The organism is Cupriavidus sp. 01T418 (genome assembly GCF_056398885.1).
In genome coordinates this window covers 1-12915 of record NZ_JBFTQG010000026.1, presented here as the reverse complement: position 1 = coordinate 12915, position 12915 = coordinate 1, and the positions used below count along the sequence as shown (strand labels likewise).

Sequence of the window (12915 nt, the reverse complement as noted above, 5' to 3'; positions counted from 1 at the left end):
CGCTGAACGCGCCAATGCCAGCAAGACCATGTGTGCCGACCGTGTGGTGACTGTCGGGTGACCATCGACTATCTGCCTTACGTGGCAGGGCTCTTGGTATCGAAGGTATCGAAGGTATCGCCAACCAGTTTCCCCGCGCCCCGGCAGACTGTCCCTGCGCACGACTACGTCTTGCCCTCTCCTGATTCACCGCCAGCAGCGCCTGATTGCCGGTCCAAACGTCGGAGACGGACGGTCATTTCCTTCTCAACTTGTTTGTCGCCGTGGTCTCTTGCGACTTCGATACCTTTCTGAAATGCGAGACGCGCCCTCGCGTCCTCGCCGAGCTCCACGTACAGAACACCGAGCGCCCGCCAAGCGCTCGAGTAGTACGGGTCTAACTCGGTAGCTTTGACCAGATGGGAAACGGCAGCAGCCAAGTCTCCTTGTTGGTGGTAGGCCGTTGCAAGCGTGATTCTGAGCACAGCGGAGTCCTGGCCAGCTGCGATTCTTCGCTCCAGTGGCCCTATCGAAAACTTTGGCGTGGTCATGGCCCTCCTACGTCTACGCCGGTCAACCCAACGCTCAAGTGTACAGCGGACTTACACTTTGGGCTGGTGCCACGAGTCCGTCCCCCCGTTGAGGTCATTGCACGCCGAGAAGAAAATTCAGGGCAACTCGAGCTTGCATAACTCGCGCTTGTCGATTCCTGCGAAGCGGACGACGAGCCTGTCGAACGAGCACCCTCACGCGACGCAGACGCGGGGCGAACGAAATCGTAAGCGGGCCCTTGGGTGTCATGTCACTTCTGCCCTGGAGGCACGGTACCTTGCGTAGCGACAAGCGCAGTACTAATTCGTTTCAAAGCGCGGCAAAGAGGACCTTCATTTTCCCCAGTCCGGTAAGTTTGAACGTGCAGGCGGAGAGCCTCTCGATGCGTCCACTGCTTCTTGAACGTAGACAAGACGAAGCCCCGTCTTGTCCCTCGTCGTGATGGTATGCAAACTGACCTTGCCTCCAAGTCGCGCCGCAGCGCTCCGCACAATGGCCAGCCCAAGCCCACTCCCCGGCTGCCCCGACCCGACAACCCGATAGAACGCGTCAAACACGCGGGGAAGCTCCTCGTGGGGGATGCCCGGCCCGGAGTCCTCCACTTCAAACACGGCAGCGTTGCCCTCTCGATACAGTCGTACATCAACCTTGCCGCCAGGCGGGGTGTACAGGACGGCATTGTCGATGGCATTGCGAACCAGCGCGCGAAAGTCCTCTTGACTCCCTTGAATCGTCAGGGGCTCACCCACATCCAGACCAAGGTCAATATCCTTGGAATCCGCGAACGGAAATATCTCCCCAAGAACGTCGATGACCACAACCTTCGCGTCGATGTCGTGACTGAGCGTTGGCGGGCCTGCCTCTCGCTCGGCCAACATCAACAATTGTTCCACCAGGGAGCGCATGCGTGAGATGCTCTTCCCCAGAGGCGCGAGACGAGCCAGGACCGCATCGCTGGTGCCCTCCACAGCCATCGCGGTCTCGAGCTGCAACGTCATCGCAGTCACTGGCGAGCGCAGACCATCGGATAGTTCGCCCGGCAGGGTCAGCGACAGGTCTGGCGTAACCAATCGGGTGGCTCGCTTGGCACGATGGCGGCCAGCGGTTGCAGACCGTGACCGCGCATCTCAACGGTCCTTCGCTCGGTCAGTTTGTCAGTCAGGCCCAACGTCGCATCGCCGCTGACGTGAAGTTTCCGAAGGGCTATTACTTCGCCCTGTCGGGCGAGGCTCAGGCCCAGACGCAAGCACAGCGAGACTTATTGGTCTATTTCGCCTTCGCGGCCGCCGGCATCGGCCTGCTCGTCTATCTGGCACTGCGCAGCTGGCGCGGCCTGGTCCTCGTCATGGCAAATCTGCCGTTCGCGCTGGTGGGCGGCGCACTTACGGTATTTGCCACGGGCGGACTGCTGTCACTAGGGTCGATGGTCGGCTTTGTGACCCTGTTCGGTATCACGTTGCGCAACTCCATCATGCTCATCTCCCACTACCAGCACTTGGTCCAAGTCGAAGGCCACGCCTGGAACCTGGAGACGGCAACCCTGGGAGCGACTGAGCGGCTGGCGCCCATTCTGATGACAGCGCTCGTTACCGGGCTGGGCCTGTTGCCACTGGCGCTTCAGTCTGGTGAGCCAGGTAACGAGGTGGAGGGACCGATGGCGATTGTCATTCTTGGCGGCCTATTCACCTCGACCGTGCTGAACCTGCTGGTGTTGCCGACCCTGGCGCTCCGCTTCGGCCAGCGTTAGCCATGCGGCGAATCTTGTGACCACGAGAAGACGACCGGAGGAACACTGAACCGGCCGTCGGCAGCGTACCCGCAATTTAACTCGCTAGCATGACCGCCATCGAGCACGGTGTTGGAGAATAGAAAAAAGCCGGCGTGTTGCCGGCCTTTTTACGCGGATGGGAGATTATTTTCCGGCGTCAGCTTCGCATTTTTTCATAAACGACGTCTTTGCAGCGCCGGCAAGTGGCTTACCGTTCTTCCCAACTGCCTTGGCTTCACAGGTGGCTGACGCGTTGCCATTGTTGCCACTTTCGCACTTCTTGATAGAGGAGGCCTTGGCGGCTCCTGCTAGCGGTTTGCCATTTTTGTCAACCGCCTTCGCTTCGCAATTCGAGGAAGCAGCCGGAGCTGCAGCAGCGGCGGGCGCTGCAGGCTTGGCGGCGGCCGCCGGTGCAGCTGTTTGCGCGTAAGCAAAACCTACCGAAAAAAGCGCTGCAGCGGCGAGCGCACAGAATCTTTTCATCACGATACCCCTCCTCAGAATATAAGGCACAGTGCCCCGCCTTCATAAACGATTCTGCGGCAGAATCGTTGACATTGGCCCCGCCTGTATATGTTGCGCCGCAACTCCTCTTGCCAGGCAAGGGGCTCAGAATTTGGATTGGTCATGGGAGGTAGTCTCGGTGGGGAATGACATCCGCCATCATGGAATTGACTGGGAAGCATTATGAAATACAATAAATTGATTCCTCCAATCAATAACCTGGATGGCCGGAAAGTGCCTTAGGAGGCATATGGATATCAAGCAACTGCGTGCGCTGCTGGCCATCGCGGAGACTGGGAGTTGCACCAAGGCCGCCGAACTCCTTCGCATTGTTCAACCTGCCATTTCCCGGCATGTAAGGCTGCTTGAGCAGGAATTCGGTGTAGAGCTTTTTGAGCGCGAGCGGCATGGGATGGTCCTGACAGACGCAGGGCGCACACTGGTTGAGTACGGCCGACGCGCATTGCGCGAACTTGACCGGGCGAAGGCTGAGATTCAACCAGCAAAAGGCACCATTTCTGGCACTGCCGTCATCGGCTTGCTGCCGAGTACGTGCGAGTTGCTGGCGGCCGAGCTTGTCGCCACCGTGAAATGCAGGCATCCCCACCTGGTCGTCCGGCTCAACGTGGGCTACGCAGGCAACCTCCTCCAGTGGCTCGCTGCAGGCGACGTTGAGATAGCACTGCTGTACGACATAAAAGCTTCGGCTGGCCTGCAGGTAGAGGCGCTGCTCGACGAACAGCTTTATCTGGTCGGCCTTCCTGGCACTCTTCCGCAAAGCGATACGCACACCATCGAGAGCCTTCGACACCTTCCGCTTGTGCTACCAAACGCGCCACACGGTCTTCGCACAATGGTCGAGCATGCGTGCGCTGTCGCAGGAATCAAACTCACTGTCGCGGTCGAGACCAATTCCCTGGCTGTCCAAAAATCTCTGGTTGCAAAGGGCTTTGGGTACACAGTTCTACCCAGCTCGGCGGTATCCGAAGAACTGGAAAAAGGCAAATTGGCGGCGGCGCCAATTACCTCCCCCAACCTCTCCCGGCGAATCGTGCTGGCACATGCGGCTACGCGGCGAATATCCCCGGCCGCCAGCTTCGTTTCGGCGGAACTGGTGACCCTGGTCAAACGGCTAGTGCGCGATGGGGCCTGGCCAGGCGCCGAGTTGGTGGGCTCAAAGCGGCATGCATCGGTGACGGGTCAGTCCGGCTGGATAGCCCGCTTGGAATCTTAAACCTTAAAACGAATTCGATTTGGTGGCCCGCCGAGTCCCAAGCTCCGTACTCCCCTGCTCATGAAACGGGTGGTTCCGCATTTTCGGGTGCATGGTTGCCGCCGTCGGTGAACGGGTCGCGGGGGCTGTCGGTCGAGCGCGCACCATCCGTGAACGGGTCAAACTTCCCAGCGCGCGCCGAGAGGAAACGTGCGTCGGCTTGACTTACGCGGCTCCGGCCACCATCCGTGTAAGGGTCGCGAGCCCCCATGGAATGGCCGCCGTCGGTGAATGGGTCGCGAGTCCCCATCGAATGTCCACCGGCGGTGAACGGGTCACGTGGCGAGGTAACATCTGCACTTGCCACACCAGCGACAGAACCAAGCGCAGCGAAGGTGGCGGCGGCGAGTACTAATCTCTTTAAGGTTCTCACTTTGATTCTCCTGTTTGCTTAACAGACGGCTTATCCAGCCTCGTAAGCAAGTCTAGAGAACCAGGCCAACAGGAACCTGACGCCAGGATTACAAATCTGTCATCAAGTGCGGCCGGCGCTGCTCGCCCTATCAAGCCCTGACCTGAAAGCCGCGTTACATTGCGACTACGCGGTTACGGCCTCCAGCCTTCGCGCGATAGAGACGCTCGTCAGCGGCGCGCAGAATCGCGTCGATTGTGCTACCGTCGCGCCCGAACTGGGAAACACCGATGCTGACAGTGAGCGTGACCCCGACCTTGCGCCCAATCGCGCTTTCGAACACGGCGCATTCTATGGCTGACCTAATGCGCTCACCGATCGAATAAGCGAACCCCAGGGCAGCTTGAGGTAGCAACACCATGAATTCCTCTCCGCCCACACGGGCTACGCCGTCATAGGGCTGGATTGCATCGAGGCATTGCTGCACGAACCCCTGCAGTACTTTGTCGCCGACCTGATGTCCATAGTAGTCGTTTATCTGCTTGAAATTATCCAGGTCGAGCGCGAGGAGAGAAAACGGTGCCCCCTCTCGCTTGGCACGCGCAATTTCGGCTTCGACACGCTCGATGAACGCGCGGCGGTTTGCCGCTCCGGTGAGTGGGTCGGTCGCGGCAAGATGCTCCAACTTTTGGTTGGTTCGTTGGAGTTCCTGAAGCGCACTCTCCGCACGCGCCATTGCAGCGGTCAATCGAGCCATCAATTCCTCCTGACTGTAGATGGTCGCAAACGAATGCGTTGTGTGAAACGCCTTGACGACCCCATAGCTCAGCAGAAAGAAGCCACCAGCGAAAATCGCGTGGGCTAGCCACCACATATGATTCCATGGGCGACCAAGAATAAATGCGACCGAGGAAAGGGCGAACGCAGTCACCGAGATGCCAAAAATCAGCATGAGAGGTGAGCGAATGCGGCGAACAAGCATCGCTGCTACGTTCAGCGTGGAGAACAACAGTGCTCCTCCTTCCATTGACAGGCGCACAGCGACATGGCCTGCGATGGTGGAATTGGCCACAGCAGCAACCACTAAATCGACGAGAATGAATGCGGCAATCCAGCCCCACCAGCCGACTGGCTTCGTGCGCATTTCGACTGTGTCCGGCTTTCGCTCGAACGAGAGCAGTCCGACGAATAGCAGTATGGACATGACGAGGCGTGAAGCTGGCCCGTAGAGCAGGAACAGCCAGATATTGTGGTGAGCTAACCCAGTGAACGCGCCGTGTAACGAGTAAATCAGCACGAATCCGAGAAAACCCAACGTCAGCCAGCGTAGCAGCGGTTCGCCTGAAGACAGGTAACAACGCCACGTCACGTACGTGATGAAGAGGCCCTCAAGTGTTGCCGCAACGATTGCGACTTCGTGGAACGGGTGATTCTCGAATTTCAGGGTGGCGTCCTGAAAGAAGAATAGGTATGCAATAAGGTAAGCTGGGAGAAGTGCAATACCGACAACCAGGAAATGTGAATACGCTTTGGTCACGAGATGGATTGCTGGCGCTGGCTCTTCAATTATTGTGCTTGCGCTCATGTGCTTTCTCCCGGTTTTAACAAAGCCCGTGTTCGCCTTCTGAGCCTACTTGTCCGTTTTGCCGCCCCCCACCTTTCGCGGTGCGCCGTCGAACATCCACCAGCCGGAGCCGAAGCACGCCCAATACTTGCAATACATTGGCGGACTTCTCTGGAATCACACTCTCGCTGGTACCGCTTCCTCCCACGGGCCCTCGGTGTCTCTTCCACATCCAGCCTGGTCTCCTTTTTCTCCGCATCCACGAACTCTGCAATTTGCTACCTTTTATCCGGCTTTGTCTCAACCGGGGACGCTAGTATGCAGGCCGGCAATGCTGGTGGGGCAGGCACAATGCAGGTGCGAGCAAGAACCCCATCGGCCGGGAGTGACGGGGAGGTCCCCAATCGCAAAGATAGTCCAGCGATTGGCTCTCACCGCTTCTTTGTTTGCAGTTCTGATTGAAAGTCCATCGAACTCTATGGCAAGGTGCGTCGCCGCGTCGGCCCTCGCCCCTGCAGTCGCGCGTCGCCACATCCAACGGTAACGGTGGCTCCGCAAGCGATGGCTGCACTTGAATCCTGCACAAGAAAGAAGCCCCGACTGCCGTCGAATGGCGTCGGGGTTTTGTCCAGGACAGTATTGGCTGACCAGACTGCTACAGAACCCTGCTACAGCGTGCGGCCCCGCAGCGGGCTGGCGGCGCGCCTGCCGGGCACCTGTACTGCCCTTGCAGTCTCCCCGCCACGCGTGCTATGGTGCGGCTTCCAGGAGAATGAGGCGGTCTGGCTACCACCGGATTACCCCCTCTACCGAAGGCGTACCCCTGAAACGCTCAGGTGCAAAAGACTGGAAAACGATACAACTGGAGAGCGCCGGGCCGGACCACCTAATGTGGCGCGGCATGCGGCCGCCGAAGGGGCAAGCCGGCACCCGTGGTGGGTGCGGCGAATCTCTCAGGCAAAAGGACAGTGGGGGCAGACAGGCCGGATGGCCGGTCTGCCCCTTTTTGCTATCCGGAGCCTGAAGAATGAAAGTCATCGTAATGGGAGCCGGCGTGATCGGCGTCGCTTCTGCGTGGTACCTGGCCAGGGCCGGGCATGAGGTGGTGGTGCTGGAGCGCAATGCGGGCGCAGCCCGGGAAACCAGTTTTGGCAACGGCGGCCAGATCTCCGTCAGCCATGCCGAGCCGTGGGCCAACCCGGCCGCGCCGCTCAAGATGCTGCGCTGGCTGGGCCGGGAGGACGCCCCCCTGCTGTTCCGCCTGCGCGCCGATCCGGCGCAGTGGTCCTGGGGCCTGAAGTTCCTGCGCGAGTGCACGGCCAGGCGCTCCACCCACAATATGATCCAGTTGCTCAACCTGGGCACTTACAGCCGGGCCAGCCTGCAGGCGCTGCGCGCCGAGACCGGTATCGAATACGACCACCTGACGCGCGGCATCCTGCATTTCTACACCAGCCGGAAGGAGTTCGACGCCGCCATCGAGCCGGCGCGCATCATGCGCGAACTGGGCTGCGAGCGGCGCGTGATCGGCCCCGACGAAGTCGTGCGGCTGGAACCGGCGCTGGCCAATATCGCGCCGCGCCTGGCTGGCGCCACCTACACCAGCGAGGACGAGTCCGGCGATGTGCACCGCTTCACCACCGAACTGGCCGCCAAGTGCGAGGCACTCGGGGTGCGCTTTCGCTATGGCGTGCGGGTGCAACGCCTGCATGCCGAAGGAGGCCGCATGCGCGGCGTGGAAATCGCCGATGAAACCGGCGGCTACCAGATCGAAAGCGCCGATGCCTACGTGCTGGCGCTGGGCAGCTTCAGCCCAATGCTGGCGCGCCCGCTGGGGGTGAAGCTCGATATCTATCCGGCCAAGGGCTACTCGGTGACGCTGCCGGTGCTCGACGCCGCGCGCGCGCCCAGCGTGAGCCTGACCGACGACGAGTACAAGCTCGTGTTCTCGCGCTTTGGCGACCGCCTGCGCGTGGCGGGCACCGCCGAGCTTAACGGCTATGCGATGGACCTCAACCCGGTGCGCTGCGATGCCATCGTCAAGCGCACGCTGGACGTGTTCCCGGGCATGAGCCGGCCCGAACTGGCGCGCTTCTGGACCGGGCTGCGCCCCGCCACGCCGGGCAACGTGCCGTATATCGGTGCCAGCGGGATCGAGGGCCTCTACCTCAACACCGGCCACGGCACGCTGGGATGGACGCACGGCTGTGGCTCGGGCCGCGCCATCGCCGACATCATCAGCGGCTATGTGCCCGAGGTGGACTTCGCCTTCAGCGGGAAGCTGCCCGCGCACAAAGGGCCACGCGCGATCGCATCGTCGCCCGGCCCGGCCAACGCAGCGGTCCGCTAGGGCACTCCCCGGATTCGCCGGCTCACGCCGCCTGTAAAAAAACCGCTGCGTTTGTAAAAAGCGCTGGCTTGCCGCCGATCCATCGCGCAAGGCATGTGCGGGCGCGCGAACATCGCGGCGCCCGAGCGGCCGGTGGCGAGAGGGAAGGAACAGCCAGGGATGGCGCAGCCCCCTGTCCATCGCGCCATGGAAAGGCGCGCCATCCCGGGTGCTCGAGAGGTTCCATGGGGCCCGATGCGTGGCACGCCGCTTGCACCCTTCAATGAACGCGGCATTCCGCCGCGCCATGGAGAGCACAATGGGACAGCAACAGCAACCCGGACAAGGCCAGCAGGATCAAGGCAGGCAACAGCAGCAATCTGGCCAGCAAGGCCAACAGTCCGGCAGCCAGGACCAGAGGGGCGGCCAGCAAGGCGGCCAGCACGACAGGCAAGGGCAGCAAGGCCGGAAGGGTGGCCAGCAAGGCCAGCGCTGATTTCCTGGCATGAAAGCTTGAAGCTCGCGGCGGCATTGCGCGCCGCCGCTATGCGCCGCCTGCGCGTGCATGCGTGGAGGCGGCTTTCTTGCTGATAGCTCCAGCGCGGGAATCACGCAGGCGGTAGCGTCGTGGACATCGGACAGTGTGCAGTGCGGCCCCTTGCACGGCTTGGCGAGCATGAAGGCCAGTGCCTCTTGTTGTCAGCAGTATCCGCAGAATTCGCCCTGTAAAGGTTCAGCCTCGCCGCAGCAGCAAAAAGGCTTGCTACCCGATTTTTTTCGCCTTGAATGAAAACGTTTTCATTTCGCGGCAACAGCCAGGCGCGCCGGCTCACGACCGGAAGTACCACGGTCAATTACCTGTTCCGCCTGCCCGTCCATGAGATGGAAGACGACGGGGTCTATTGCGAGTCACGGTGGCCGCGGCATAGCCATTGAAATCGGGATCACTTAGCCGCGACCGCTTCCGGGATTCTCTTGCGGCGCGGCGTGCGCTCCACGTTATTTGCACGTCAGAGTTGCCGTAGATCAAAGCCACCGCCAGCCAGCCGGCTATATTGGGTTGGCGCAGCCGCCGTATCGCGCGACGACCGGTGAAGCCACACCTACCGGCCTTGCAGCAGCGGATACGGTATGCCCCACCATCACGGAGAGAAACCATGACAGACCAGACCAACGTTCCACTTGCATTCTTCAGCGCCAACTGCGAGGCGGGTCTGCGAGCACTGACCCTGGTGCAGGAGAGCCGACAGCGCTTTCTTGAAATCCAGCTCGATGCGATACGCAAGGACATCAAGACCTCGCATGAAGTCAGCGCGCAACTCGCGAACGCCGGCGACTTCGCCGCGCTGGCCACGCTGCCGGCCACGTTTCTGCGCAACGCGGCCGAGCATTGCACCGAGATGATGCAAGCCTGGATGAGCCTCGCCATCCACAACCAGAACGCCATGGTCGAGCAGATGCGCGAAACCGGCGAATCCTGGCAGCGCTGCCAGGCCGCGAGCATGCAGCAGGCCGGCAATGCCGCGTCGCTGACAGCGCCAATGCAGGATATGTTCGAGAAGTTCAGCCAGGCCGCGGCATCAATGCCGGCAGGCAACGGTGCCGCCAACAGCACGGCAGCCACTGCGCGCAGGAAGGCCATCCATGCCAGCTAAGCGGACTGCGCTGGTGACCGGCGGCATGGGCGGCCTGGGCGAGGCCATTGCGATTCGCCTGCACGGCGCCGGCCATCGAGTGGCCGTCACCCACTCGATCGGCAATGACCATGTAGCGGCCTGGCTTGATCGGCAGCGGGCCGACGGACGGGAATTCCAGGCGTTCGCGGTGGACGTGGCCGATTTCGAAGCGTGCCAGCAATGCGCCGCGCAGGTGCTGGCCGCGCTGGGTCAGGTCGATATCCTGGTCAACAATGCCGGCATCACGCACGACGTGACGTTCAGGCGGATGACCAAGGCCGACTGGGACACGGTGCTCAGGACGGACCTGGACTCCATCTTCAACATGACCAAGCCGTTGTGCGAAGGCATGGTCAGCCGCGGCTGGGGGCGCATTATCAACATTTCCTCGGTCAACGGCTCCAAGGGTGCGTTTGGGCAGGCCAACTACGCTGCCGCCAAGGCCGGCATCCATGGCTTCAGCAAGGCGCTGGCGCTGGAGCTGGCCACCAAGGGCGTCACCGTGAACACCGTGTCGCCCGGCTACCTCGCCACGCACATGGTCACCGACATCCCCGCCGACATCCTCCAGACCAAGATCCTGCCGCAGATTCCGGTCGGCAGGTTGGGACGCCCGGACGAGGTTGCCGCGCTCATCACCTTCCTGTGTTCCGAGGACGCAGCCTTCGTCACCGGCGCAAATATTGCCATCAATGGCGGGCAGCACATGCAATGAACGCACCGATACCAGGCAAGGAAGTCGCCGCCGCGCCCAAGGCGGAATGTGGCTGCGGTCCCGCCGGGGCCGAAGGGGACCAACTGGACGAACAGATCCGCTCCACGCTGGCCGTCGCGACGCAGGGCTTGTCGATCGCCTCGCTCTGGCTGGCCGGGCTGGACTAGGCACTGCACCTGGCCATCTCTCCCGGCAAGGTGAATGCCGCCCTGGGGCGGTGGGTGAGCGGCGCAATCGCCACGAGCGCCGGCATGTGGCCAGGCCTTGCGGCCGCCCATCCGACGTCTGGCGTGCCGGCGCCGCCCTCCGACCTGCGCTTCGCCGACCCTGCGTGGCTGCAGTGGCCTTACCGCTGCTGGCGCGACGCCTTCCACAACAACGAAGCGCTATGGGAGTCGCTCACGCACGGCCTGCGCGGCGTATCTCCGCACCATGAGCGGCTGGCCTCTTTCTGCGCACGGCAGGTGCTCGACACCTTCTCGCCCGGCAATGCGTGGTGGCTCAATCCCGTGGTGCTGCGGGCCACTGCCGCCAGCGGCGGCGCCAATCTCCTCCATGGGGCACGGCACTGGCAGCACGATATGCAGGACGTGGTGGCCGACCTGACGCGCGATCCCAAGCTGCGCCGGCCGCTCGACTTCAAGGTCGGACGGGATGTCGCCGTCACGCCGGGCAAGGTGGTGTTCCGCAATGCGCTGATCGAGTTGATCCAGTACTCGCCGGCCGGCGCCGAGGTATGGCGGGAGCCGGTCCTGATCGTGCCCTCCTGGATCATGAAGTACTACATCCTGGACCTGCAGCCGCGCGACTCGATGGTGCGCTACCTGGTGGAACAGGGCCACACGGTCTTCATGATCTCGTGGAAAAACCCGGGTGCGGAAGCCAGCAACCTCGGGCTCGACGATTACCTGCGACAAGGCGTGCAAGCCGCCCTGCAGGCGGTGCAGGAACGCTGCCCCGATACGCGCATCCACGCCGCCGGTTATTGCCTGGGCGGCACGCTGCTGTCGATCTGCGCGGCGGCGCTCAGCCGGGACGACGACGGCGCGCCACTGCAGAGCCTGACCTTGTTCGCCAGCGAGACGGACTTCTCCGAGCCGGGAGAGCTCGGCCTGTTCATCGACAGCAGCGCCTTGTCGACGCTGGACGCCATGATGCGCCGGCAGGGCTACCTGGATGGCCCGCAGATGGCTGCGGCCTTCCAGATGCTGCACTCTCGCGCGACCTGGTCTGGTCCCGCATGATGAGCGAGTATCTGCTCGGCAAGCGGCTGCGCCCGAACGACCTGGTGTCATGGAACCGGGACCTCACCCGCCTGCCCTTCCGCATGCATTCGGAGTGCCTGCACAAGCTGTTCCTCGGCAACGACCTGGCGGCGGGCCGCTATTGCGTGACCGGCCGCTCCGTCGTCTTGTCCGACCTCGGCATGCCGGTCTTCGCGGTAGGCACCGAGTACGACCATGTCTCGCCCTGGCGCTCGGTCTACAAGCTGCATTTGCTGACCTCGGCCCCGTTGACGTTCCTGCTGACCTCCGGCGGCCACAATGCCGGTATCGTCTCCGAGCCGTCCCACCCCGGTCGGCGCTACCGGGTGGCAACGCGCCCGGCCCGAGGCCCGTACAGCAACCCCGAGCACTACCTCGCGCACGCCGAGCGGCACGAGGGCTCCTGGTGGCCCTGCTGGCATGACTGGCTGGTATCGCACTCCACAGGCCGTGTTCCCGCACGCGATGCTGCGCCCGGCGCGCTCACCGACGCGCCGGGGAGCTATGTGCTGGAGCGATAGGAACGCGCGTTTCGCTGCCCGGTGGTTGTCCGCGTGGTCGTGGCGCGTGGCTAGCCGTCGACGGGCTGCCGGCCCGAATCCGGCGCACAGCTGCCACCCGCATTGTCCAGGGACGACATCAGCAATTCCAGCTCCGCGGTGATATCGGACTGGCGCAGGCGAAAATATCGCCGCCCCAGTATCCGTGCCGCTTCGTCAAGATGCTTCTGGGCACGCTCTCCGCGTCAATCCAACTTTCGGCCACGCGCATAGCATGGGGGCATATGATCTGCCCGATCGGGGAGACAGGCACCTGGGAGAGCCCGGCATGGAACCGGCTGTACTCACGCAAGCGTTGATGCGCCCCACGGCCTACCTACATCCCGTGGCCAAAGTCAGCCTCATCGAGACGCACATCTCGCAAGTGTTCCTTGCCGG

General features: G+C 62.4%; 9 protein-coding genes, 2 pseudogenes and 1 riboswitch. Of the genes and pseudogenes, 6 read left to right on the top strand and 5 right to left on the bottom strand.

Annotated elements, in window-relative coordinates; all coding sequences use genetic code 11:
- Positions 1-164: 164 nt before the first annotated feature.
- Entirely contained in the window at positions 165-530 is a 366-nt protein-coding gene (locus tag AC1DQ3_RS22675; protein ID WP_477122399.1) for a tetratricopeptide repeat protein, read from the bottom strand.
- A 333-nt stretch (positions 531-863) separates the two neighbouring features.
- On the bottom strand, positions 864-1601 hold the full coding sequence (locus AC1DQ3_RS22670; protein ID WP_477122398.1) for a sensor histidine kinase: 738 nt from the start codon (positions 1599-1601) through the stop codon (positions 864-866).
- A 17-nt stretch (positions 1602-1618) separates the two neighbouring features.
- Here AC1DQ3_RS22670 and AC1DQ3_RS22665 point away from each other — a divergent pair.
- Positions 1619-2278: pseudogene (locus AC1DQ3_RS22665) on the top strand (efflux RND transporter permease subunit); the annotation flags it as partial.
- 165 nt (positions 2279-2443) lie between these two features.
- On the opposite strand, the gene AC1DQ3_RS22660 reads toward AC1DQ3_RS22665, so the two are convergent.
- The gene (locus AC1DQ3_RS22660; RefSeq protein WP_477122465.1) at positions 2444-2782 is read right to left on the bottom strand and encodes a hypothetical protein; all 339 of its coding nucleotides are present in this window, start codon (positions 2780-2782) and stop codon (positions 2444-2446) included.
- 271 nt (positions 2783-3053) lie between these two features.
- On the opposite strand from AC1DQ3_RS22660, the gene AC1DQ3_RS22655 reads away from it, so the two are divergent.
- The gene (locus AC1DQ3_RS22655) at positions 3054-4037 is read left to right on the top strand and encodes a LysR family transcriptional regulator (protein ID WP_477122397.1); all 984 of its coding nucleotides are present in this window, start codon (positions 3054-3056) and stop codon (positions 4035-4037) included.
- Positions 4038-4603: 566 nt separating this feature from the next.
- On the opposite strand, the gene AC1DQ3_RS22650 is transcribed toward AC1DQ3_RS22655, so the two are convergent.
- A complete protein-coding gene (locus tag AC1DQ3_RS22650; protein ID WP_477122396.1) occupies positions 4604-6013 on the bottom strand; it encodes a GGDEF domain-containing protein in 1410 nt (469 codons plus the stop codon).
- A gap of 831 nt (positions 6014-6844) precedes the next feature.
- Positions 6845-6971: riboswitch (glycine riboswitch) on the top strand.
- 48 nt (positions 6972-7019) lie between these two features.
- On the opposite strand from AC1DQ3_RS22650, the gene AC1DQ3_RS22645 reads away from it, so the two are divergent.
- Positions 7020-8342 (top strand): D-amino acid dehydrogenase, encoded by a 1323-nt coding sequence (locus tag AC1DQ3_RS22645; protein ID WP_477122395.1) that lies wholly within the window; start codon positions 7020-7022, stop codon positions 8340-8342.
- A 259-nt stretch (positions 8343-8601) separates the two neighbouring features.
- Here the strand turns inward: AC1DQ3_RS22645 and AC1DQ3_RS22640 are convergent, their stop codons facing one another.
- Positions 8602-8805 carry a hypothetical protein gene (locus AC1DQ3_RS22640; protein ID WP_477122394.1) on the bottom strand — a complete coding sequence of 68 codons (204 nt, stop codon included), beginning with the start codon at positions 8803-8805 and terminating at the stop codon, positions 8602-8604.
- Positions 8806-9478: 673 nt separating this feature from the next.
- Between AC1DQ3_RS22640 and AC1DQ3_RS22635 the strand changes: the two genes are divergently transcribed.
- From AC1DQ3_RS22635 to AC1DQ3_RS22625, 3 genes and pseudogenes are all read left to right on the top strand, one after another.
- Positions 9479-9976 carry a phasin family protein gene (locus tag AC1DQ3_RS22635; RefSeq protein WP_477122393.1) on the top strand — a complete coding sequence of 166 codons (498 nt, stop codon included), beginning with the start codon at positions 9479-9481 and terminating at the stop codon, positions 9974-9976.
- A complete protein-coding gene (phbB, locus tag AC1DQ3_RS22630; RefSeq protein ID WP_477122392.1) occupies positions 9966-10712 on the top strand; it encodes an acetoacetyl-CoA reductase in 747 nt (248 codons plus the stop codon). Before AC1DQ3_RS22635 ends, phbB begins: the two co-directional genes overlap by 11 nt.
- A pseudogene (locus AC1DQ3_RS22625) lies at positions 10709-12498 on the top strand (PHA/PHB synthase family protein). Before phbB ends, AC1DQ3_RS22625 begins: the two are co-directional and overlap by 4 nt.
- Positions 12499-12915 lie beyond the last annotated feature (417 nt).